Raw genomic sequence first — 23705 nt, 5'->3', positions numbered from 1 at the left:
CTCTCCAGCTTGCGGGAGAGGTCGCGCCACAGGCGCGGTGAGGGAGTGGTGAGGCAGCCTCGCAGGAGACGACTTCGCCAATGACTGCCTCGCAAAAAAGAACCCTCACCCCGGCCCTCTCCCGCAAGCGAGAGAGGGAGAACAGCGCTGCTGTCGCCGCCATTCCCCTTGCCGTCACCTCTCCCGCTTGCGGGAGAGGTCGCGCCGAAGGCGCGGGTGAGGAAGTCGTGAGGCAGCCTCGCAGGAGACAACCTCGCTAGTGAGCGCCTCGCAAAGGAACCCTCACCCCGGCCCTCTCCCGCAAGCGGAAGAGGGAGAACAGCGCCGCGGCCGTCGCTGCCTTGCCGTCGCCTCTCCCGTTTGCGGGAGGAGGAATGTCACCGGACGCCCGCCGAAGCTTCAGTCCGGCTTCGCCGCCGCGCGGCAATCGGCGCACACGCCGTGCACTTCCAGCGTCTGCGCACGCGCGCCGAAGCCGCGTTCGCGCGCCTGCTCGCTGAGCAGCTGCGAGACGCGCTCGTCGCAGATCTCCTCCGCGCCGGAGCAGACGTCGCAGATCAGGAACGGCACCTGATGCGCCTCGTTCGGGTGATGGCAGCCGACGAAGGCGTTGATCGATTCGAGCTTGTGAATGAAGCGGTTCTCGAGCAGGAAGTCGAGCGCGCGATAGATCGTCGGCGGCGCCGCGCCGCTGTGCTCGTCCTTGAGGCGGTCGAGCAGATCGTAGGCCTTGACCGGCTTCTCCTCGGCCGCGATCAGCTCGAGCACGCGCAGGCGCAGCGGCGTCAGGCGCAGGCCGCGCGATTCGCAGGCGCTGGCGACCTCGCCGACGAACGCGGCGGCATCGTGGCGATGATCGTGGTGCGGGTGCTGGCGGGCGGCTTGCGACATGACGGGGATGATAACGCGGGAACGCCGTACCGATCTGGCGGCGTGACGCGCGCAATGCAAGCGTGACGGCCGGAGCGGCGGCCCTCGGCGCGCGTCAATCGCGCTTGCGGCTGGCCCAGTCGTCGCGTTTCAGGCGCGAACGCTCCGAGCGCTGCGATGCTCTGCGCACGTCGACGCCGCAGTGCCGGCACACCTTGGCCGACGGCGCGTTCGGCTGGCCGCAGTCGGGACATTCGACGAAGCCGGACTTCGACAAGGCGACGATCAGCCAGCCGATCGGGCCGAGCGCGGCGCCCCACAGCAGACCGGCCAGCCAGCGGCCCTTCGCCTTGCCGATGAGCGCGCCGATCACGGCGCAGGCGACGGTGATCGCCAGCGCCCATTCCCACAGCATCGGATCGAACAGCGATTCGATGCAGGTCTGCAGCAGCGCCTGCACGGCGTCCGGATCGGTCTGATCCAGACTCGTCAACGCGGACAGCGTACAGGCCTGTTCCACGGGCGTCAGTCCACGCGCTGCAAGGCCGCTTCGATGCGGCGCAATGCCTCGTCGCGGCCGGCGAGATAGGCGGTGTGGTCGATCGACGGCGACACCTGCGTGCCGGTCAGCGCGACGCGCAGCGGCTGCGCGATCTTGCCCATGCCCTCGCCGATCGCCGCCGCGGCGGCTTCGATCGCGCCGTGGATCGCCTCGACCTTCCACTCGGCCAGCGCCGCCAGCTGCGCGTGCGCGGCTTCCAGCGCGGCGCGCGCGGTCGGCGTCTTCAGGTGCTTGCTCACCGCCTGTTCGTCGTAGCTTTCCAGCGGCGCGTACCAGACGCGCGCCTTCTCGGCCATTTCCTTCAACGTCTTCGCGCGGTCGCGCAGGGCGACGATCACCTCGGCCGGATCGGGGCCTTGCGTCGGGTCGATGCCGGCGGCGCGCAGGTGCCACTCGAAATGCGGCGCGATCTCGCGCGGATCGTCGTTCTTCAGGTACTGCTGGTTCAGCCAGGACAGCTTCTCCAGGTCGAAGCGCGAGGCCGACTTGTTGACGTCGGCGGCGTCGAACAGTTCGATCATCTGCGCGATCGAGAAGATCTCCTGGTCGCCGTGCGACCAGCCCAGGCGCACCAGGTAGTTCAGCAGCGCGTGCGGCAGGAAACCGTCGTCGCGGTACTGCATCACGCTGACCGCGCCGTGGCGCTTGGACAGCTTCTGCCCGTCCGGCCCGAGGATCATCGGCAGGTGCGCGAAGCTCGGCACCTGCGCGCCGAGCGCGTGGTAGATGTTGATCTGGCGCGGCGTGTTGTTGACGTGGTCGTCGCCGCGGATCACGTCGGTGATGCGCATGTCGATGTCGTCGACGACCACGGCGAAGTTGTAGGTCGGAAAGCCGTCGGAGCGGATCAGCACGAGGTCGTCGAGCTCCTCGTTGCTCCACTCGATGCGGCCCTTGACCTTGTCCTCGAACACGACGCTGCCGCCGAGCGGGTTCTTGAAGCGCAGCACGCGGTTCGGGTCGTCGCGCAGCGGCTCGTCGCGGTCGCGGTAGTGGCCGTTGTAGCGCGGCTTGAGCCCCTTGGCCATCGCCTCGGCGCGCATCGCCTCCAGTTCCTCCTTGGTCTCGTAGGCGTAGTAGGCCTTGCCGGCCTTGACCAGATCGGCGGCGACTTCGCGGTAGCGCTCCATGCGCAGGGTCTGGTAGTACGGGCCTTCGTCGTGCGCCAGGCCGAGCCAGCTCATGCCGTCGAGGATCGCCTGCACGGCGGCGTCGGTGGAGCGCTCGCGGTCGGTGTCCTCGATGCGCAGGATGAACTCGCCGCCGCGATGGCGCGCCTCGAGCCAGCAGTACAGCGCGGTGCGCGCGCCGCCGATGTGCAGGTAGCCGGTGGGACTCGGGGCGAAGCGGGTACGTACGGTCATTGGAAACGTTCGCAGGACGGGGCGCGAAGTTTAATCGAAGGCGGGACGGCGGCGGAGGCGATGGCGCAGTGCGTCGCGACTTGCCCCGCCGCGCTCGCTAGCATCGCGCGGATGACGCCAGCCCGCTCCCGCACCGCCGCCGGACGCCAGCCAGCCGCCGCACGCGCCGCCGCGCGCGGGCTGCTCGCCGATGCGCGTTACACCGCGGCGGTGATTCCGACCACGATCCTCGCCGTCCTCGCCCAGCTCGCCGACGCCGAGGGCGTGGCGGTCGAGCCCTGGCTGGCCGGTCTCGGCATCACGCGCGCGCAGATCGACGACGCCTCGGTGCGCGTGTCGTACCGCCAGGCCAGCCTGATCATCAAGCGCGCCCTGCGCGCGATCCCGCGCAGCGAATTCGGCCTGGAAGTCGGCTCGCACCAGTCCAACGGCACCTTCGGCGTGATGGGCCTGGCGATGATGACCGCGCGCACGTTCGGCGACGCGGTGGCGATCGGCGTCGAGTACGCCGACATCACCGGCGCGCTGATGGACGTGGAGACCGAGACGCCGAACGCGCACGAAGTCGCGCTGGTGGCGCGGCCGCGCTTTCCGGACGAGGAGATCCTGGTGTTCCTGTGCGAGGAACTGTTCGCCAGCACGCTGCAGCTCGCGCGCGGCCTGGTCGGCGGGACGTTCAAGCCGGAATGCCTCGAACTCACCTATCCGGCACCGCCGCACGCGGCCGACTACCGCAAGCTGTTCGGCTGCGAGATCCGCTTCGGCGCCAGCCGCAACCGCATGGTGGTCGGCGCGCGCTGGCTCGAACAGCGCCTGCCGACGCACCACCCGGTCTCCGCGCAGCAGGCGCTGGCGATCTGCCGCGAGCAGGCCGCGCAGATCCGGCGCCAGAGCGAGATCATCGCCTCGGTCGAACGCATCCTGCGCCGCCGGCTGGCCGAGCATCCGACCTTGAGCGAGATCGCGCAGAACCTGAACCTGTCCGAGCGCACGCTGCGCCGCCATCTGGCCACCGCCGGGCGCGTCTACCGCGACATCCACGACCAGCTGCGCGCCGAGCGCGCGCTCGAACTGCTCAGTGCCGGCGCGCTCAGCATCGCCGCGATCGGCAGCGAGGTCGGCTATTCCGATGCGCGCGAATTCCGCCGCGCGTTCAAGCGCTGGACCGGGGCGCCGCCGACCGCGATGCGACACGCGGCGGTGGCGGAGTAGCACCGCGTGGCGCCTGCGGCCACACGAGAATGGCCGCTTTGCCCCCCAATTTGGCCCGGCGCCCCCTACCTTCGAACGTTCGTTCGGCGCACATTCCCACGTCGGATATCGAAGGGGTCTCGATCATGCGCAAACTCGCCGCCAGCCTTGCTCTGTGCGTCCTCGCCACCGGCTGCGGGCCGGGCACACCACCGCCGCCAAGCGATGCGGAGGCCGCGTTCGAGAAGAAGCTGCAGGAGCAGTTCCTCGACGCCAAGCCGGGCTCGGTGATCGACATCCCGGCCGGCAGGCATTCGCTGACGCGCGTGCTGACCCTGCGCGCCAGCGGCGTGACCGTGCGCGGCGCCGGCTCGGACAAGACGATCCTGTCGTTCAAGAACCAGGTGTCCGGTCCCGAGGGCATGCTCGTCTACGCCAACGACTTCACCGTCGAGCACCTGGCGATCGAGGACTCCAAGGGCGACGGACTGAAGATCAACGACGGCGAGAACATCACGATCCGCGACGTGCGCGTGGAGTGGACCGCCGGCCCGTCGAAGGACAACGGCGCCTACGGCATCTATCCGGTCAAGTGCAAGAACGTGCTGATCGAGGATTCCTCCTCGTACGCCGCGCGCGACGCCGGCATCTACGTCGGCCAGTCGCAGGACATCGTCGTGCGCCGCAACCGCGCCGAGCGGAACGTCGCCGGCATCGAGATCGAGAACTCGATGCGCGCCGACGTCTACGAGAACACCGCGACCAACAACACCGGCGGCATCCTGGTCTTCAACATGCCGGACCTGACCCTACACGGCGAGCACACGCGCGTGTACAAGAACAAGGTCGTCGCCAACAACCTCGGCAACTTCGCCGCCAAGGGCACCGCGGTGGCGAGCGTGCCGGCCGGCACCGGCGTGCTGATCATGTCCAACCCGAAGGTCGAGATCTTCGACAACGACATCGGCGACAACCGCACCGCCAACGTGATCATCGCCAGCTACTTCATAAGCAACTTCGCCGACAAGAAGCCGAGCGAGGGCTACGATCCGTATCCGAAATCGATCTTCATCTACGACAACCGCTTCAGCGGCGGCGGCGACTCGCCCGACGGGCTCGACTGGAAGGCGCTGAAGGTGTCGATGTTCGGCTTGAACGGCCACTTCCCCGACGTGCTCTGGGACGGCTATGTCGACACCAAGGCGATGACCAACGGCCAGTATCCGGCCGAGCAGCGCATCTGCATCCGCAACGGCGACGTCGAGGTGCTCAACGTCGACGGCCCGCACGGCTTCGACAAGCCGAAGGTCGGCAAGGAAGAGTACCAGTGCGACCTGCCCAAGCTGGCGGCGGTCGAGTTGAAGGGCAAGGCGTGACGATGCGCGTGGCCGAGTCGACGTTTTTCCCGAAAAGCTCCGGTACGCCGTCGCTCCCGCGAACGCGGGATGGCATGTCCGCTTTTGCTTCGCAAGCCGGGATCCGGATGGATTCCCGCGTTCGCGGGAACGGTGCCGCCCTGAAAAGCCTGGTGTTGTGCGCCGCCCTCCTCGCCGGCTGCGCGCGTGCGCCGCAGCCCGTGCACTTCTTCGCCGAGGGCAAGCCGGCGAAGCTGAGCGACTGGCACCTGGTCGAAGCGCAGGGCGGCAAGCTCGCGCCGAATGCCGACGTCGTGCCGTACGACTTGAACACGCCGCTGTTCAGCGATTATGCGCACAAGTTCCGCACCGTGTGGATGCCCAAGGGCACGCCGGCGAAGTACGACGCCGAAGGCCCGTTCGATTTTCCGGTCGGCACCGTGCTGACCAAGACGTTCTACTACCCACGGGTGGCGAACGAGGCCGGCGCAAGCAAGGCTGTCGCGCGCACGTACGATCAGACGCCCGACTTCGCCGCAGGCTCGGCCGGCGCGCTCGATCTTTCCAAGGTACGCCTGATCGAGACGCGCCTGCTGGTGCGCCGTGAACAAGGCTGGGAAGCGATCCCCTACGTCTGGAACGCGGCGCAGACCGACGCGGAACTCGCGCGCACGGGCGATGCGATCGCGCTCGAACTGGTCGACACGGAAGCGGCGAAAGGCGACCGCGACGCCGCGCATCCGGCGAGCGAACGGGAAGCCTTCACCTACGTCGTGCCGAACGAGAACCAGTGCGCCGGCTGCCACGTCACCAACGTGAAGGCGAAGCGGATCGAACCGCTGGGCCCGAGAGCGCGTCATCTCAACCGCGACTACGCCTACGCCGACGGCAAGGCGAACCAGCTCGCGCACTGGAGCGAGAAGGGTTACCTGAGCGGCCTGCCGACCGCGGACCTGCCGCGCGACGCCGACTGGCGCGACACGACGCAGCCGCTCGAGGCGCGCGCACGCGCCTATCTCGACGTCAATTGCAGCCAGTGCCACAGCCCGACGGGGCCGGCCAACACGACCGCGCTCGACCTGCGCAGCGCGGCCACCGACTTGCGCCGCCTCGGCCTGTGCAAGCCGCCGGTCGCGGCCGGACGCGGCACCGGCGACCGCCTGCTCGACATCGTGCCCGGCAAGCCGGACGAGTCGATCCTGCTCTATCGCATGCTGTCGAACGAACCCGGCGTGATGATGCCCGAGATGGGCCGCAACACGACGCACCGCGAAGGCGTCGACCTGATCGGCCAGTGGATCGCCGCGATGCCGGGAAACTGCGACGCCTGATGACGGCGTCTGATGACAACGAGGGGGAGGCTTTCGTGAAGAAAATCCATACCAGGCCGTTGGCCTTGCACGTGCGCGCGGCGCTGATCGCCGGCGCCGCCACGCTGATGACGAGCGGCATGGCGTTCGCCACCGCCGCCGAAGACGCCGACAAGAGCGAAGCGCAGGAACAGACCGCGCCCGCCGAGCAGGATCCGGCACCGGCCCCGGCCGCCGCCGACGCCGCGCAGCAGCTCGGCAACATCACGGTCACCGCGCAGAGCCGCACGCAGCAGGTGCAGGAAGTGCCGATCGCGATGCAGGTGGTCACCGCCGCGCAGATCGACAAGCTCGCCGCCACCGACCTGTCGAAGATGGACATGTACATCCCCGGTCTGTCCGTCGACGGCAACCAGGCGACGCAGCCGTTCTTCGGCCTGCGCGGCATCTCGCAGAGCGACTTCGGCATCGGCACCGATTCGCCGGTCGGCGTGTACGCGAACGGCGTGTATCTCGGCAAGACCGGCGGTGCGCTGATGATGTTCAACGACATCGAGCGCGTGGAAGTCCTGAAGGGTCCGCAAGGCACGCTGTTCGGCCGCAACAGCGCGGCCGGCGCGATCTCGGTCGCGACTGTCGCGCCCGGCTCGGAATTCGAGGTGCAGGGGCGCACGCGCATCGGCAACCACGGCCAGCGCTATCTCGACGGCGTGCTGAACCTGCCGCTGGGACAGGACTTCGCCGCGCGTTTCAGCTTCGTCGACAATCAGAGCGACGGCTGGCTGCGTGACGCGGCGAATGGTGATCGCTACAAGAAGGACGACGACTGGGGCTTGCGCTCGCAACTGCAGTGGAACGTGCCGACCGGCACCACCGTCAACCTGTCCTGGGAACACGAGCGCCTGAAGCAGCCGTCGCGGCCGGCGATCGGCGTCACGCGCCTGCCCGACTGGCCGGCGCTGCCGCCGACCGACCCCGACGTCAGCACCTATCTCGACCCGCGCAAGGCGCCGGTGCTGAACGACACGATCGACAACCGCGAATCGCGCACCTACGACTCCTTCGTGCTGCGCGTGGAGCATCCGTTCGCGTTCGGCGACTTCACCTCGCTGACCTCGTTCCAGCGCTACCACACGTTCAACCGCGCCGACCAGGACGGCACCAACCGCCTCTATCTCTACCTCGACGACGTCAACATCGAGCGCCACAAGACCTGGTCGCAGGAATTCAAGCTCGCCGGCAAGACCGATCTCGCCGACTGGGTCGGCGGCGTCAGCTGGTACAAGGACGACGGCCGCCAGACCAGCCAGATCAACCTGTTCACCAACAGCATCGACACGCTGCTGAACAACCTCGGCATCGCACCCGGCGGCTTGTACGGCCCGCTGACGCAGGGCATCCAGGCGGCCGGCTTCCAGTATTCCCTGCTCGGCGATCCGTGGCAGGAGAACATGAACAATCGCGGCGTCTCCAAGGCGGCGGCGATCTACGGCGACGTGATCTGGCACCTGACCGACCGCCTGAACCTGACCACCGGCGCGCGCTTCACGCGCGACCAGCGCGACTTCAGCTGGTCCACGCCGCCGCGCGTCGCCGACGAGCTCGACAGGACCCTGCTCAGCCTGCAGTCGCTCGGCCTGCTCGACGCGCTCGGCATTCCGATCGAGACCTTCCAGCAGAACATCTATTTCGTCACGCCGTCGACCCTGCACCATCCGGTCGCGCTGAAGCGCAGCTGGAACGACACCAGCCCGCGCGTGGTGCTCGACTACAAGCTGACGCCCGACGTGATGCTGTACGCCTCGGCGACCAAGGGCTACCAGGCCGGCGGCTTCAACGCGCTCGAAGTCGCCTCGGTGTACCGGCCGCAGACGGTGCGCAACTACGAGGCCGGCATCAAGAGCTGGTTCCCCGACTACAAGCTGCTGCTCAACGCCTCGGTCTACTACTACAAGTATTCCAACCTGCCGAACCTGACCCTGGTCTCCAACGGCGGCGGCAGCGGCGAGGACCTGCCGCAATACCAGATCATCCCGAGCGACCAGGAAGCCAAGGGCCTGGAATTCGAGGCGCGCTGGCAGGCCACCGACAGCCTGCGCGTGACCGCCGCCGCGGCCTACATCGACCAGACCTACAAGAAGTACACGACCTCCGACGGCCGCGACCTGTCCGGCCAGGCGACCGGCCTGCCGCTGTGGTCCGGCACGCTGGGCCTGGACTACGTGCTGCACGACGTCTTCCACGGCGACCTCGACTTCACCCTGCAGGGGGCGTTCACCGGCAAGACGCGCTGCAACGCCGACTCGGCCCTGCAAGGCACCTGCATCAGCGCGCTGCCGTTCAAGGTCGGCGAACGCCACACGCGCGCCGACTTCCGCGTCGGCTGGTCGTCGCCGGACATGCCGTGGAGCTTCGCGGTGTTCGTCAACAACGTGTTCGACAAGCGCTACGTGACCGGCATCAACAACATCAGCACCTCGGTGCTCGGCACGACCAGCGCCGGCATCACCGCGCCGCGCCTGTGGGGCGTGGAGGCGGCGGTGAAGTTCTAGGCATGCGTTCACCTCCACCGCTCGAGGGATGAGGTCGCGCCGCAGGCGCGGGTGAGGGGAACGGTGATGCCGCGCTCCGACTTCCCTCACCCCAGCCCTCTCCCGCAAGCGGGAGAGGGGGAAATGCAGCGCCGTCGCGAATGCGCGAAGCAGCCGCAGTGGCGGTGGCGGTGGCGGTGGCGGTGGCGGCAGTGACGGTGGCAGCGGCAGTGAAATTTGGGCATGCGTTCACCTCTCCCGCTCGCGGGAGAGGTCGCGCCGCAGGCGCGGGTGAGGGAAGCGGGCGAGAGCCCCGACGACCTGCCGTCACACGACATCAGGCAAAATGGCCGGCATACCTTTCGCTCCGATGCCCTGCCATGATCCGATTCCCGTCGCGCGACCGCCTCGCGCCGCTGTCCTTGCTGCTGGCCGCCGCTCTGACCGCCTGCGCGTCCGCGCCGTCCACGACACGACATCCGGAGAAGAAGGTCGTCGTCCCCGAGGGCGCCCGCGCGACCCTGGCCCTGCTCGAATCGACCGACATCCACTCCAACATCCGCAGCTACGACTACTACCAGCTCGCCGACGACCCGTCGCTCGGCTTCGAGCGGCTGGCGACCCTGATCAAGCAGGCGCGCGCGCAGTACCGCAATTCCCTGCTGTTCGACGCCGGCGACACCATCCAGGGCACCGCCCTCGCCGACTACCAGGCGCAGGTCTTGCCGATCGGCTGCGACGAGGAACTGGCCATGTACCGCGCGATGGACGCGCTCGGCTACGACGGCGGCACGGTCGGCAACCACGAGTTCAACTACGGTCTGCCGTTCCTCGCGCAGGTCACCAAGAACCCGATGAACGTCGACGGCGTGTCGGCGCAAAAATGCAAGGGCCCGAACTTCCCGCTGGTGCTGTCGAACGTGTTCAGCGCGCGCGACGGCCAGCCGATCTACGCACCGTACGGCTGGGTCGACGCGAAGATCGCCTACCGCACACCCGACGGGAAGGAAGCCGAGGACGACCTGCGCGTCGGCCTGCTCGGCTTCACGCCGCCGCCGATCCTGCAATGGGACAAGCGCAACCTCGAAGGCAAGCTCACCACCAAGGGCCTGGTCGAAGCCGCGCGCGAATTCCTGCCGACGCTGCGCGAGCAGAACACCGACCTCGTCGTCGCGATCTCGCACGGCGGCCTCGACGCCTCGCCCTACAGCGACCAGATGGAGAACGCGAACTGGTATCTCGCGCAGGAGCCCGGCATCGACGCGCTGCTGCTCGGCCACTCGCACGCGGCGTTCCCGGATCCCGGCAACGCGAAGTCGCGCTTCGCCAACATGCCCGAGGTCGACAACCAGCGCGGCTTCGTGCACGGCAAGCCGGCGGTGATGGGCAGCTTCTGGGGCAAGGGTCTCGGCGTGATCGAGCTCGCCCTGGTGCGCAAGGACGGCCGCTGGCAGATCGACCCCGCCGCGACGCATTCGGAAGTGCGCAGCATCAAGCAGGCCGACGGCCGCTTCGTCGAGCCCGACGCCGAGATCGCGCGACTCGTCGACGACGTGCACCAGGCGACGATCCGCTACGTCTCCACGCCGATCGGCGACAGCGACTTCGCGATGACGACCTACTTCGCCGACGTCGGCGACGTCAGCGCGCTGCAACCGGTCAACAGTGCGCAGCGCGACTACGTCGAGCGCTACGTCGCCAAGAACCTGCCACAGTACGCGAACGTGCCGGTGCTGTCGGCGGCGGCGCCGTTCAAGGGCGGCTTCGGCGGACCGGCCGATTACACCGACATCCCGGCCGGACCGCTGGCGATCCGCAACGCGGCCGATCTCTACCTGTATCCGAACACGCTCACCGCGGTGAAGATCGACGGCAAAGGACTGAAGGCATGGCTGGAACGCTCGGCCGGCCGCTTCAATCGCATCGACCCGGCGCAGACGGCGCCGCAGGAGCTGATCAACCGCAAGTTCGTCGGCTACAACTTCGACGTGCTGCAGGGCGACTTGAGCTACGAGATCGACGTGACGCAGCCGGAAGGCTCGCGCATCCGCCGTCTGCGCCATCGCGGCAAGCCGGTCGACGATGCGCAGCCGTTCCTGGTCGTCACCAACAACTATCGCGCCAGCGGCGGCGGCCACTTTCCCGGCCTCGACGGCAGCAACGTCGTGCTGTCGGCACCGGACGCGAACCGCGACGTACTGATCGAGTGGGTGAAGGAACGCAAGCACCTCACGCGCAAGCAGGACGGCTCGGATCGCAGCTGGCGTTTCGCGCCGGCGAAGACCAAGGGGCCGGTCGTGTTCACCTCGGCCTCTGGCAAGCTCGGTCTGGCCGAAGCCGCCGGCCTCAAGGGCATCCGCCAGCGGGAAGACGGCGGCGACGGCAAGGCGACCTACACCATCGACCTCGCCGCGCAGCGCTGAGCTTTGCGGCGCGGCATGCAAGTCCTGCGGGGGCTGAGCTAAAGTCCGCGCGCGGCCGTTCGCGCCGCGCTGCGGAGATCGTCGATGTCGCGTCTGCTACGCCTGTTGTCTCTTTGCGCCCTGCTGGTGGCCTGCAGTTCCTCGCCGCCGCAGAAGGCCGAGGCCATCTCCGATCCGCCGCTGATGTCCAATGCCGACGAGCATTTCGCCGATCTCTCGCGGCGCTGGCTCGACGGCTATTTCAAGCTCTCCCCGGTCGGCGCGACGCAGATCGGCGAGCACCGCTACGACGGTGAACTCGACGACCTCAGCGAAGCCGGCCGCCGCCGCGGCCTGGAATTCTCGCGCGGCATGCTCGCCGAGCTGGAGAAGATCGACCGCAGCAAGCTCACGCGCGAGAACCAGGTCGACTACAGCATCCTGCGCAACCAGCTGCGCTCGGACATCTGGAACGTCGAGACGCTGCAGAGCTGGGCCTGGGATCCGCTGGTCTACAGCCAGCTCGCCGGCGGCGCGCTGTACAGCCTGATGGCGCGCGACTTCGCGCCGCTGCCCGAGCGCCTGCGCTCGGCCACGGCGCGCATGGAAAAGCTGCCCGACCTGTTCACGCAGATGCACGCCAACCTCGACCCGGCGCGCGTGCCGAAGATCCACGCCGACACCGTGTCGAAGCAGAACAAGGGCGTGCTCAGCCTGGTCGACGGCCTGATCGTGCCGCATGCGAAGGAACTGCCCGAGGCGGATCGGCAGCGGCTGGAAGCGGCGATCGCCGGCCTGCGCCACGCGGTCGAGCAGAACCAGACCTGGATCGACCGCGAGCTGGTGCCGAACGCGAAGGGCGATTTCCGCATCGGCGCGGAACGCTACGACGCCAAGCTCGCCTTCGCGCTGAACTCGCCGTTGACGCGCCAGGACATCCGCCAGCGCGCCGAGGCCGCGCTGAAGAGCACGCGCGAGGAGATGTACGGCATCGCACGCCAGGTGCTGGCCGGCAAGCGCAAGGCGCCGCCGACGCCGGAGAAACCGACCGAAGCGCAGCAGCAGAAGGCGATCCAGGCCGCGCTCGAGCTGGCCTATGCCGAGCGCCCGAAGCGCGACCAGGTCATCGCCACCGCCGAGGCTGCGCTCGCCAGCGCCAGCGAATTCGTGCGCGCGAAGAACATCGTCGGCATGCCCGACGCGCCGCTGAAGATCATCCCGATGCCGGAGTTCCAGCGCGGCGTCGCCCTCGCCTACTGCGACTCGCCGGGCCCGCTCGACAAGAACCTCGACACCTTCTACGCGGTATCGCCGATCCCGAACGACTGGACGAAGAAACAGGTCGACTCCTTCCTGCGCGAATACAACACGCGCTCGATCGAGGAGCTGACCATCCACGAGGCGATGCCGGGCCACTATCTGCAGCTGTGGCATTCCAACAAGTATCCGTCGGTGCTGCGCGCGGTGCTGTCGTCCGGCGCCTTCATCGAGGGCTGGGCGATGTTCGCCGAGAAGGTCATGGCCGACGAGGGCTATCTCGACGGCGACCCGCTCTATCGCCTGGTGCATCTGAAGTGGGATCTGCGCGCGATCGCCAATGCCCTGCTCGACCAGGCCATCCACGTCGACGGCATGACGCGCGAGCAGGCGATGCGCCTGATGACGGTGCAGACCTTCCAGGAGGAGCGCGAAGCGGCCGGCAAGTGGGTACGCGCGCAGCTGACCTCGGCGCAGCTGCCGACCTACTTCGTCGGCTGGCAGGAACACCTGGACCTGCGCGCGGAGACGCAGAAGCGCTGGGGCGACACGTTCGCGCTGCGTCGTTACAACGACACCGTGCTGTCGTTCGGCTCGCCGCCGGTGCGCTACGCGCGCCAGTTGATGCTGGAGCAGCCGATCGAATGAGGCGGTGCGAGGAATGAGAAGCGAGGAACGAGAAGCGAGAAGGGATAGGAGTGAGAAACGAGAGAGGCAGCGTACTGTCCTGCTTGTTCGTTCCTCGTTCCTCGTTCCTCGTTTCTCATTCCTCGTTTCTCGTTCCTCACTTCCTCACTTCACGTGAATCGTGATCTTCTCCGATACGATCGGCGGATCGAACTGCACGTGTCTGGTATCGCCGAAATCGAGCTGCAGCGTGTGCGTGCCCGGCTCCAGCGTGATCGTGTCCTCGGTCTGGCCCTTGCCGTAGTGCTTGTGCGTCGCATCGGCCGGGATCGGCATGTCCAGCGGCGGCAGTTCCTTGGCGTCGATCAGCAGATGGTGATGGCCCGTCCCGGGCGTGGTGTCGCCGGCCGGCTTGATCGCGATGCCCTCGACGCCGAACTTGACCTTGACCTCGCGGCCGACCGTGGCGCCGTCCTTCGGCTCGACGAAGAACACCTTCGCGCCGCTCGGCGCCTTCTCGCGCGCGATGCCGGTTCCGGCCGGAGCGGCGTGCGAAGCCGGGTGGCCGGCATCCTGGGCGGCCATCGCAAGACCGCTGCCGAGCAGCAGGGCCGCGGCAATCAACGGGATCGGACGCATGGGGTTTCTCCGTTCGACGAAAGGGACTGCATCATAGCGCCGCCGCCACTGAGCGGATTGTTAATTGCCGCGGTGGCCGCATCTGCATGATCCGTCCATGACTACGACACCTCCCGCCACCACGCTGTCCGTGCTGCGCCGCCTCTGGCCGGAGGTGTGGCGTTATCGCCGCCGCGTCGGCGTCGCCCTGCTGTTGCTGGTCGCGGCGAAGCTGGCCAACGTCGGCGTGCCGCTGGTCATGAAGGACCTGATCGACCACCTCGATCTCAAGCCTTCTCCGCTCCTGATCCCGCTCGGCCTGCTGCTCGCCTACGGCGCGCTGCGCCTGTCGACCTCGCTGTTCCAGGAGCTGCGCCAGATCGTGTTCGCGCGCGTGCTGGCGCGCACCTCGCGCAACATCACCTTGCGCGTGTTCGAGCACCTGCATTCGCTCTCCCTGCGCTTCCATCTCGATCGACGCACCGGCGGCGTCGCGCGCGACGTCGAGCGTGGCATGACGGCGACCTCGGACCTGCTCGACTGGACCATCTACACGATCCTGCCGACGCTGCTCGAAATCGCGCTGGTCTGCGGCATCCTGATCGCGCACTTCGACTGGACGTTCACCGCGATCACGCTGGCGACGCTGGTCGCCTACATCGCCTTCACCTTCACCGTCACCGAGTGGCGCATGCGCTGGTACCGCGCGGCGAACACCGCCGACACCGAGGCCAACGAGCGCGCGGTCGACTCGCTGCTCAACTACGAGACGGTCAAGTACTTCGGCAACGAGCGGCACGAGTTCGCGCGCTACGACGCGAGCCTGATCAAGCTCGAGGAAGCGACCGTTCGCAGCCTTAAGACGCTGGCCGTGCTCAACGTCGGCCAGGCCGGCATCGTCTCGCTCGGCCTGACCTTGCTGCTGTGGCGCGCCGCCGCCGGCGTCGTCGCCGGCACCATGACGCTCGGCGACTTCGTGCTGGTCAACGCGTTCCTGCTGCAGTTGTCGGTGCCACTGAACTACCTCGGCATGGTCTACCGCCAGGTCAAGCAGGCGCTGATCAACATCGAGCGCATGTTCGGCCTGCTCGCCGAGGCGCGCGAGGTGGAGGACGCGCCCGATGCGCCGCCGCTGGCCGTGCGCGGCGGCGAAGTGCGCTTCGAGCAGGTCGATTTCTCCTACGATCCGGCGCGACCGATCCTGCGCGGCGTCGACTTCCGCATTCCCGCCGGCCACACGCTGGCGGTGGTCGGCACCACCGGCGCCGGCAAGTCGACCCTGGCGCGGCTGCTGTTCCGCTTCTACGACGTCGGCAGCGGCCGCATCACGATCGACGGCCAGGACATCCGCGAGGTGCGGCAGGACAGCCTGCGCGCGGCGATCGGCATCGTGCCGCAGGACACCGTGCTGTTCAACGACACCATCTACTACAACATCGCCTACGGCCGCCCGGACGCGAGCCGCGAGGACGTGATCACCGCCGCCAGGGCCGCACACGTGCACGCGTTCATCGAATCGCTGCCGCAAGGCTACGAAACCACCGTCGGCGAACGCGGCCTGAAACTCTCCGGCGGCGAGAAGCAGCGCGTCGCGATCGCACGCACCCTGCTGAAGAATCCGGCCATCCTGGTCTTCGACGAGGCGACCAGCGCGCTCGACACGCGTACCGAGAAGATCATCCAGAGCGAACTGGCCGAGATCGCCGAGCACCGCACCACCCTGATCATCGCGCACCGGCTGTCGACCATCGTCCACGCCGACCAGATCCTAGTGCTCGAGCACGGCCACGTGGTCGAGCGCGGCACGCACGAGGAACTGCTCGCCGAGCGTGGCCGCTATGCACACTTGTGGAACTTGCAACAACGCGAACAAACGCCGGCGGTCGAAGAAGCCGCTGTCCAAGTCTGACATCCGGCGTCAGCTTTCCGGCCGGCGCCGGGCAGATTCTCGGCGTTCGCGCCCGCATCGGCGTCGGCACATTCCTTGCTCCACGACCTTCCGGTCGAACAGAGGGAGCCGGGATGGTCATCACGGGAACGCGCACGATCTGCATCGTCGGCGCCAATGAACAGGTCCACGCGCGCCTCGCCGCGCTGCTCGACGAGCACCGCGCGCAGCTGAGCGCGCGCTGGCGCATGGCCGAGCGCAACGGCGCCGATCTGCTGCTGGTCGACGCGGAGTCCGTGCACGGCCACATGGACTGGTTGCGCGAGAAGGCCAACGGCCGCCTCGTCGCCGCCTGCACCTCGCAACCGGAGGCGTACAAGAACGAGCTGTGGCTGTCCAAGCCGATCGTCGCCGCCGAGCTGGTCGAACTGCTGAACCAGGTCGGCGCCCGCGCGGCCGCAACCGCGCCGATCGACGACGTCGATCCATATGCGATCACGCAGCCCGCGCCGCCGCCCACGCCGACGGCGCCCGCCTCGCTGCTGGCCCTGCTCGAAGGAGCGGACGCCGGCCGACACATCTGCCTTGTCGCGGACGGATTGCCGACGCTGCTGCTCGACCCGGCCGCGCGCAGCTGGCGCGCCGAAGGCACTCTCAAGTCGGTAGCCGCCTGGTGTTCGCGCACGCTCGGCGACGGCGACGTCCGCCATCCGACCGCGAACGAATTCGAGGCCGCCGCGGCGAATCTGCCGGCGCAATCGTACGCGCGGCTGATCTGGCTGACGCACCTCACGCGCGGCGGCGGCCAGCTCGACGCACGCTTCGATCCCGACGCCCGCTTCAAGCTCGCCAGCTGGCCGCAGAGCGAGCGCGAATTCCCGAAGCATTTCCGCATCGCGACCGCGATGCTCAAGGAAGCCGGCACGCTCGAAGACATCGCCGCCCGCAGCGGCGCGCCGGTCGGCGATGTCGCCGACTTCGTCAACGCTTATCATGCGATCGGCCACGTCGAAGTCAGCGCCTCGGCGCCGGTCACCGGGGCGTCGCAGCGCGGCCTGTTCGGACGCATGCGAAAAAGTTCGCCGAACAGTTGACGAACGCCCGCGCGGTCACTATTCTCCCGCGTCTTTCCCGGGGCCATAGCTCAGCTGGGAGAGCGCTACAATGGCATTGTAGAGGTCGCCGGTTCGATCCCGGCTGGCTCCACCAAAGTTTCAGTTCCACTAGTTTCACGCAGTACGGTTTTCCTAAGCGTCCCCATCGTCTAGAGGCCTAGGACACCGCCCTTTCACGGCAGTAACAGGGGTTCGAATCCCCTTGGGGACGCCATTAGGTGAAGGGCGAAACGGATCAGGAAGATCCGCTTGGTTTGTTCGGCGCAGTGCACTACACTCGCCGCCCCCGCGAAGCGCAGGATGCGCCGAACGGAAGCGAAAAATGCGGAGCGGTAGTTCAGCTGGTTAGAATGCTGGCCTGTCACGCCGGAGGTCGCGGGTTCGAGTCCCGTCCGCTCCGCCACACACGCGCCGGTTTGGAGAGTTGATCTCCAAACCGGTTTTTTTATGCCTGACGTCCGGCGATTTCCGCGATCGCGATCGGGACTCTTCTCGGCCCTGCCCGCTGCCATTCTCCGAAACCGGGTCGCTGTTTCTCGCGAGCGATTTCGCGAGTCCGGTTCTGCTTTTGCCCTCCCTTAAAACACCTTGGGTTAGCGCCGGGCGACCGCCGCCTGATCAGCGCGCAGGCGTATACATTCGATTCAACCAGCCGCTTGGCTAAGCGCGGCATGCCGTAGTAGAGGAGACGCTGCTCGTCCCAGTCCACAGCGGGAACCGCTGCAATGACTTCACCGTGAAGCCGACCGGCTGCCGGCCCAGGCGATCGCGATCACCGCGCCACTGCCGATTCCGAGATTCAGGACGCGACATGTACGACTCAATCGCTTGTCCAGCCCATACAAGCCATCGGCGAAGCTCTTTTCAATTCATCGAACAGCATGCGCCGACGGCGGTGAAATACCTCTTGCGTCCCCGTCCACGGCCGTTCCATACTGAACCATATGGTTCAGTGTAATCAAACCCACTTCAACGCTTCCTTCGCCGCCCTCGCTGATGCTACCCGCCGTGGCGTCCTCGACCAGCTCGCTCGCGGCAACGCCTCCATCACCGACCTCGCCGACAAGTTCGAAATGACCCTCACGGGAATGAAGAAGCACGTCGGCGTGCTCGAGCTGGCCGGCCTCGTGACCACCGAAAAGGTTGGCCGCGTGCGCACGTGCCGCCTCGGCCCCTGCCGTCTCGAGGAGGAAATGGCGTGGATCGCGCGTTACCGCCAGATGTGGGACATGCGCTTCGAAGGGCTGGACGGTGTCATCGACGAACTCAAACGACAGGAGAAGGCTCGTGGTCGCAAGAAACGACAGTGAATCCCAACGCACGACGGTGCAGAAGAAGTCGGAGCGCGAAGTCGTCGTCACACGGACGTTCGATGCGCCCGCGCGGCTCGTGTTTGAGGCATGGTCCAAGCCGGAGCTTTTCAAGAAGTGGTGGGTGCCCCGCTCCATGGGCATGACACTTCGCTCGTGCGAGATGGACGTGCGCACCGGCGGCAGCTACCGCCTGGTGTTCGGCGACGATCCTGCGAACACCATGGCGTTCTTCGGCAAGTATCTCGAAGTGGTACCTGACAAACGCATCGTCTGGACGAACGAGGAAAGCGGCGACGCGGGATCCGTCACCACCGTGACGTTCGACGAGCGCGATGGAAAGACGCTGCTCGTCCTGAGCGAGCTGTATCCCACGAAGGAAGCGCTCGACGCGGCTGGCACCGGTGCGCAGGAAGCGATGCACGAGACGTTCGGGCAGCTCGACGAACTGCTCGCTGAGCTATCCGCGCGTTGACTACCTTCGCGGCGAATCCGGAGGATAACAAGGTCGGTGCGACGGCCTTGGCGTAAGCCACCCTAGCGACAATGTTTCGATGAAGCCCGGCCTTGTGCCGGGCTTCGGCGTTTCGGGCGGACTTCTTACCCTAACGTCCGCAAACGACCCAATGTCGCCATCGACGTCTGCATCTCGCTTGACGAGCTACGTCTCGATTCCCTCTCGCGACGGCCCGGCCAATCGTTCAATTACCAGATCCAGCAACGCCCGCAACCGCGCCAGCCGACGCAGGTCTCGGTGATAGCCGATCCAGGTGTCGCGGCCCGGCGGCTCTGCGCCGAGGTCGATGCGTTCGATGCCGTCGGTACTGTCGCCGAGCGGGATCGGCAGCACCGCGACGCCGAGCCCCAGCGCGCACATCCGTGCCTGCACGTCGCGGCTGTTGCTGCGGAACGTCACGTGCGCCCTGGGCAACATCGCTTGCAACCAGCTGTCATCGGGCGTGCCCGCAAACGCCGCGTCCAGCGCGATCAGCGCACTGCCCGCACCATCGCCGACGACCGGTCGCTCGAGTCCTCGGCGCAGGTACACGCCGTAACGCATGCGCAGCAACTTGCGCGAGACGACGTCGGTGTCGTCGAACGGCCGGATCCGGAACGCCACGTCGGCCTCGCGGCGGGAGAGGTCCAGGAAACGTGCGTCGGTCAGCAGCTCGATCGCGACGCGCGGATGCAGGACGGAGAAATCAGCGAGCACCGGCGCAAGAACATGCGCGCCGAACCAATCCGACGAGGTGATCCGCAATGTCCCTTCGAGCTGCTGCGCCTGTCCGGCGAGCCGCCGTTCGATCGCCAGCGCTTCCTCCTCCATGCGTTCGGCATGGCCCAGTAGGGTGGTGCCGTCGTCGGTCAGTACGAAGCCCCCTCGTGTGCGCTGGAACAGCGGGTGTCCAACCGCTTCCTCGAGCTCGCGCAGGCGCCGGCCCATGGTGGGCTGTGTGAGCGCGAGAGTCCGCGCCGCGGCGACCAAGGTGCCTTCGCGGGCGATCGCGAGAAACAGGCGCAGGTCGCTCCATTCCATTCGGGATCGCATCTTGCGTGCTCCAGTTCATGCAATTGTGCATGCACTTCATGCGGGTTTGTGGATTTTCATGCAAGTTTCGTTGGCATAGCTTTGCAACCTACGACGAACCCTTGTCGTCGACGTCCCTCGCAGGAGCTTTTCGATGCACGTCTTCCCGACCATCCGAAAGGTCGCCCCGCGACTTCTATTGGCCTACGCCGCCTTCTTCGCCGCCATGCAGTCGTTCCGGCTGCTACTGCTGCCGGCGATCCAGCACCTTTTCCACACCGGCGACGCGGCAACCAGCCTGGTGCGGCGCACCGGCATCTTCTGCTTCATCGTCCTGGGCTATTGGGCCTACGTCCGCCTCATCGAGAAGCGAGCGGTCACCGAGCTAAGCCTGAAGCCGCTCGACATCGCCGTGGGGGGGCTTTCCGGTGCGCTTTTGATCGGGTTCGCGATGGCCCTGCTCTTCGCGGGCGGTGCATACGTGGCGACTGCTTGGCGCGGCCTGCAGTCGGACCTGTGGGGCGTCGCCTGCGTGATCGTCATCGCCGCGCTGATGGAGGAACTCGTCTACCGCGGCATCCTGTTCCGCATCCTGGAGACCGGCTGGGGCACGGTGCCGGCGCTGTGGGTGTCGTCGGGGATCTTCGCGCTCATGCACCTGGGCAACCTCGACGGCCACGACACCGTGCCGGTGGTGGTCACGACGATGGTCTCGTGCGTGCTGACCGGCGCGCTATGGACGATGGTGTACGTGCACTCGCGCAACCTGTGGGTCTCGACCGCGAACCACGCCGCGTGGAACTTCACGATTCTGCTGTCCGGCCTGCCCCTGTCCGGCCTCGAGGACTGGCGCAAGATGGCGCCGCTCGCTGGCGAATACCGCGCCCCCGACTGGCTGACCGGCGGCATCTTCGGCCCAGAGGACTCGCTGGTCACGCTCGTGCTGCTCTCGACGACCTTGGTGGTTCTATTCCGTTGGGCGCGGGCGAAGCAGCGGCTCGTCACGCCCTCGACACCGACCGCCGACGGTTCCACGCCGCCTCCTGAAGCCGTCCAACATGGATAACGTCCTCTCTCCACGCGCCATCGCCGCGCGCCATCGCCGAAGTCGACGAGCACTACGTCAAGGTCGCCCGCCTCCAGGGCACGCTCGGATGGCACAGCCACGAGCACGGGGACGAGTTGTTTCTGGTGATGCAAGGCAGCCTGCGCATCGACCTGGAAGCGCGCTCGGTGACCTTGGCCGAAGGCGACTTGTTCGTCGTGCCCAAGGGCGCGCTCCACAACCCGAGCGCTCCCGATGGATGCCTGGTGATGCTCATCGAGAACAAGTCCACGCGCCACACCGGCGATTTCGTCGGTAAATGGACGCGCTCGCTGGAGGAGCAACTGCGGCCAGTGCAATGCGGCGACAATCGCCAAGGCCGATGAGGGGTCGCCGCTTTTTGTGAGCGAACAACGCGGCTTGGCATTCCATTGAATGTTCGCTCCTGGCCGAGACCAGACACACACCTAAGCGACGTCCCTTTCATCTAAGGATACGAGCCCACGCTCGATCTGCCCGCAAAAACTGGATACCCCCGCACAAGTCATGACGAGCCGATCGGTCGCCCGCGTCATCGCCACATAGAGCAGCTTCGCTTCCGCTGTCGAGTCAGTTTCCTTTTCAGGCATCGTATCGACAGCCGGGATGAACACCCGCTCGAACTCCAGCCCTTTGCTCGAATGCATCGAAACGAGCTTCACCGAAGACTCCCCCTCGAACAGTCGATCCTTGCTGCCGCTGTCCTTGGCCCAGACGAAGGGAACCCCTCTCCGCGTCAACGCGCGTGAGATGACTTCCGCTTGGTTCCAATGCCGCCAGATCACGGCGATCTGGTTCAAGTCGCAACCGTCGTTCCGGGCGTCGTCGATCTGTGCTGCGATCGCATCGGCTTCGGCTGAGCGCGATTCGTATCGAAGAAGCTGTGGGCGCGGCCCATGTCGCCCGATGCTTTCCGGCGCGATGAGCATCGGCGTGTCGTCGTCGGCCGCGTCGCCATCGAACTGCTCACCTGCGAACGCCTTGGCGACCGCGAGCACTTCCCAGGTATTGCGATAGTTGAGCTTGAGAATCGTCGTTCGCCCAACCGCCTTGATCCCTAGGCTGGCGAAACTGACCTTGCGGCGTTCCGGCTTCGCGTAGATCGCCTGTGCGTCGTCATAGAGCAGGAGCAGCGAGTTCGTTTCCGGATCGACCATCTGCGCAACGAGCTTCAGCCATTCCGGTTCGAAGTCATGGCCTTCGTCGATCAGAACAGCGCCGTACTGCGCACGCGGAATCGCACCCCGCTCCACTCCGTCGATGACCGCCTGCACCTGCGCCGCGAAGAAAGCCTCCGCATTCCTGGCGTTCTTCGGTTCCGCAACGTGGTACGTGCGGAGCATTTCCTTGCACCAGACATGGAACGATCGGACATCGACGCGGGCTTTCAAGGATTGCGCACCGATCACCTGGGCGAGCCGAGCGGCCAAAGTGCGGTTGAAGCACAGCACGAGAATCGGTTTCTCCAGCGTCCGGGCGAGCTGCACGCAGCGATAGCCGAGGATCATCGTCTTGCCGGAACCGGCGACGCCGTGAATGACGCGGTGCCCGTCGCCGAGAGAGCGAGCCAACTGCTCCTGTTGAAGATCCATCACGCGCACGAGATCGGGGATGGCGATGACCTTCGAAGAACTCGCCGGCATTTCCAGTAAATCGGGTTGCACGGGAGATTGGACGCGGATCTCCGGAAAGACATGCCAGCGCACACGCTCGATCTGCGGCAGCGTCATCACGTGGCCGAAGGTGTAGATGAACATGCCCCACAGCCGTTGCTGGAACGCTTCGACCTCGGCGCCTTCCGTCATTTCGTCCTGGCAGATGACGAGGTGCGGCGCCAGGACGTTCCCCAGTTCGTGCTGATCGAACTGCGCGCGGGTGATGTGTGTCAGCACGACACCATGGCCCCACGGCAGAACCAGCTTGCCGGCATGGGCGTGGTCAGCGGGATGAACCAGGGCCGGGTCGCGCTTCAGCGTGTCGACCAACTCCAAGAGGATGTCGCGGGCCTGCAACAGCGGATTGATCTGCTTGACCAGCCCTCGCTCGGTGCGCAACTGTGCGGTGTACTTGTCGAGATCGTGCAGCGTCTCGAGCCTCCAGTCCTTGATCTCGAGAACCAGCAGTCCGCGACGCGGGTGCAGCACGACGAAATCAGGGCGGCGCTGCTTCGCGCCCACGGGCACGTCGTACCAGACGAGATAGTCGTCTTCGAGCTTCTCTTCGAGCCGCTGCGCGAAGCGGCGCTCCCCGTTCGTCATTCTCGACTGGCACGTGCTCCGTGCTGGAATCAGTGTGGCCATCCTTTCCCCCAACCGCCTGGCTAAAGACAGCAAGCCGTATGCCATGCCCGCAGGACCACGGCCGCACGACGCGAAGCCGCGTCACAACGCCAAGTGGCGTGTGCCCATTGTCCACATTGTCCACCCACAGGACATTTTCCGCGCAGGACAACGACGCGAGAGCTCCTCGTGTCAGCTGACATTTTCGCATCCGTCCAATCAGCCCACCCGGATCTCGAAACTCCGCTCCATCCCCCTCCTCCGTCGCGGCTCCACAGGCGTTCTCGACCTGCGGCCTCGCCACCCTGCTCCCGCGATCGACGGCGCGCGATGAGAACCATGTCCGGATTCGTCGCTCTTTTGCGAGTTAGGGGCGCCAGCGAGGAGCAGGCACGAGCGGTGTCGCCTTGACCT

Annotated in this window: 18 protein-coding genes and 3 tRNA genes; 15 read left to right on the top strand and 6 right to left on the bottom strand. The window is 66.7% G+C overall.

What is annotated here, in order from left to right:
- Positions 1-399: 399 nt before the first annotated feature.
- The 3 genes from J7520_RS07690 to gltX all read right to left on the bottom strand — a co-directional run bounded on the left by J7520_RS07690 (position 400) and on the right by gltX (position 2796).
- Positions 400-891: a transcriptional repressor gene (locus J7520_RS07690; protein ID WP_291186153.1), complete on the bottom strand. Its 492-nt coding sequence runs from the start codon at positions 889-891 to the stop codon at positions 400-402.
- Positions 892-985: 94 nt separating this feature from the next.
- On the bottom strand, positions 986-1390 hold the full coding sequence (locus tag J7520_RS07685; RefSeq protein ID WP_291186151.1) for a zinc ribbon domain-containing protein: 405 nt from the start codon (positions 1388-1390) through the stop codon (positions 986-988).
- Between the two features lie 5 nt (positions 1391-1395).
- Positions 1396-2796 (bottom strand): glutamate--tRNA ligase, encoded by a 1401-nt coding sequence (gene gltX / locus J7520_RS07680; RefSeq protein WP_291186150.1) that lies wholly within the window; start codon positions 2794-2796, stop codon positions 1396-1398.
- A gap of 111 nt (positions 2797-2907) precedes the next feature.
- Here gltX and J7520_RS07675 point away from each other — a divergent pair, with 111 nt between their 5' ends.
- The 6 genes from J7520_RS07675 to J7520_RS07650 all read left to right on the top strand — a co-directional run bounded on the left by J7520_RS07675 (position 2908) and on the right by J7520_RS07650 (position 13490).
- Positions 2908-4008, top strand: coding sequence for an AraC family transcriptional regulator (locus J7520_RS07675; protein ID WP_291186147.1), 1101 nt, complete (start codon positions 2908-2910; stop codon positions 4006-4008).
- 125 nt (positions 4009-4133) lie between these two features.
- Positions 4134-5363, top strand: a complete 1230-nt coding sequence (locus J7520_RS07670; RefSeq protein WP_291186144.1) for a parallel beta-helix domain-containing protein — start codon at positions 4134-4136, stop codon at positions 5361-5363.
- 107 nt (positions 5364-5470) lie between these two features.
- Positions 5471-6673, top strand: coding sequence for an SO2930 family diheme c-type cytochrome (locus tag J7520_RS07665; protein ID WP_291186141.1), 1203 nt, complete (start codon positions 5471-5473; stop codon positions 6671-6673).
- A 35-nt stretch (positions 6674-6708) separates the two neighbouring features.
- Positions 6709-9204: a TonB-dependent receptor gene (locus J7520_RS07660; RefSeq protein ID WP_291186138.1), complete on the top strand. Its 2496-nt coding sequence runs from the start codon at positions 6709-6711 to the stop codon at positions 9202-9204.
- Positions 9205-9563: 359 nt separating this feature from the next.
- Entirely contained in the window at positions 9564-11606 is a 2043-nt protein-coding gene (locus J7520_RS07655) for a bifunctional 2',3'-cyclic-nucleotide 2'-phosphodiesterase/3'-nucleotidase (protein WP_291186135.1), read from the top strand.
- Positions 11607-11690: 84 nt separating this feature from the next.
- Positions 11691-13490 carry a DUF885 domain-containing protein gene (locus tag J7520_RS07650; protein WP_291186132.1) on the top strand — a complete coding sequence of 600 codons (1800 nt, stop codon included), beginning with the start codon at positions 11691-11693 and terminating at the stop codon, positions 13488-13490.
- A 144-nt stretch (positions 13491-13634) separates the two neighbouring features.
- Here J7520_RS07650 and J7520_RS07645 read toward each other — a convergent pair whose 3' ends face one another.
- Positions 13635-14108, bottom strand: a complete 474-nt coding sequence (locus J7520_RS07645; RefSeq protein ID WP_291186129.1) for a DUF4399 domain-containing protein — start codon at positions 14106-14108, stop codon at positions 13635-13637.
- Positions 14109-14205: 97 nt separating this feature from the next.
- Here J7520_RS07645 and J7520_RS07640 point away from each other — a divergent pair, with 97 nt between their 5' ends.
- From J7520_RS07640 to J7520_RS07610, 7 genes are all read left to right on the top strand, one after another.
- Positions 14206-15996, top strand: coding sequence for an ABC transporter ATP-binding protein/permease (locus J7520_RS07640; protein WP_291186126.1), 1791 nt, complete (start codon positions 14206-14208; stop codon positions 15994-15996).
- Between the two features lie 113 nt (positions 15997-16109).
- On the top strand, positions 16110-17069 hold the full coding sequence (locus J7520_RS07635; RefSeq protein ID WP_291186124.1) for a hypothetical protein: 960 nt from the start codon (positions 16110-16112) through the stop codon (positions 17067-17069).
- Between the two features lie 39 nt (positions 17070-17108).
- A tRNA-Ala gene (locus tag J7520_RS07630) sits at positions 17109-17184 on the top strand.
- A gap of 44 nt (positions 17185-17228) precedes the next feature.
- Positions 17229-17304, top strand: a tRNA-Glu gene (locus tag J7520_RS07625).
- Positions 17305-17416: 112 nt separating this feature from the next.
- Positions 17417-17493: transfer RNA gene (locus tag J7520_RS07620), tRNA-Asp, on the top strand.
- A 541-nt stretch (positions 17494-18034) separates the two neighbouring features.
- Complete coding sequence (locus tag J7520_RS07615; RefSeq protein WP_291186121.1) at positions 18035-18400, top strand: metalloregulator ArsR/SmtB family transcription factor; 366 nt, start codon at positions 18035-18037, stop codon at positions 18398-18400.
- The gene (locus tag J7520_RS07610) at positions 18378-18875 is read left to right on the top strand and encodes an SRPBCC family protein (protein ID WP_291186119.1); all 498 of its coding nucleotides are present in this window, start codon (positions 18378-18380) and stop codon (positions 18873-18875) included. The genes J7520_RS07615 and J7520_RS07610 overlap by 23 nt, the downstream gene beginning before the upstream one ends.
- A 186-nt stretch (positions 18876-19061) precedes the next feature.
- On the opposite strand, the gene J7520_RS07605 is transcribed toward J7520_RS07610, so the two are convergent.
- Positions 19062-19937, bottom strand: coding sequence for a LysR family transcriptional regulator (locus tag J7520_RS07605; RefSeq protein WP_291186117.1), 876 nt, complete (start codon positions 19935-19937; stop codon positions 19062-19064).
- Between the two features lie 145 nt (positions 19938-20082).
- On the opposite strand from J7520_RS07605, the gene J7520_RS07600 reads away from it, so the two are divergent.
- Both J7520_RS07600 and J7520_RS07595 read left to right on the top strand, forming a co-directional pair.
- Complete coding sequence (locus J7520_RS07600) at positions 20083-20994, top strand: CPBP family intramembrane glutamic endopeptidase (protein ID WP_291186115.1); 912 nt, start codon at positions 20083-20085, stop codon at positions 20992-20994.
- Positions 20991-21359: a cupin domain-containing protein gene (locus tag J7520_RS07595; RefSeq protein ID WP_345776904.1), complete on the top strand. Its 369-nt coding sequence runs from the start codon at positions 20991-20993 to the stop codon at positions 21357-21359. The genes J7520_RS07600 and J7520_RS07595 overlap by 4 nt, the downstream gene beginning before the upstream one ends.
- An 81-nt stretch (positions 21360-21440) precedes the next feature.
- Here J7520_RS07595 and J7520_RS07590 read toward each other — a convergent pair whose 3' ends face one another.
- Positions 21441-23312: a 3'-5' exonuclease gene (locus J7520_RS07590; RefSeq protein WP_291186113.1), complete on the bottom strand. Its 1872-nt coding sequence runs from the start codon at positions 23310-23312 to the stop codon at positions 21441-21443.
- Between the last annotated feature and the right edge of the window lie 393 nt (positions 23313-23705).

Origin of the sequence: Dokdonella sp., from assembly GCF_017744955.1 — a bacterium.
Lineage (GTDB): Bacteria > Pseudomonadota > Gammaproteobacteria > Xanthomonadales > Rhodanobacteraceae > Dokdonella_A.
The sequence above is the reverse complement of the archived record's forward strand: the minus strand, read 5'-3'. Positions and strand labels throughout refer to the sequence as shown.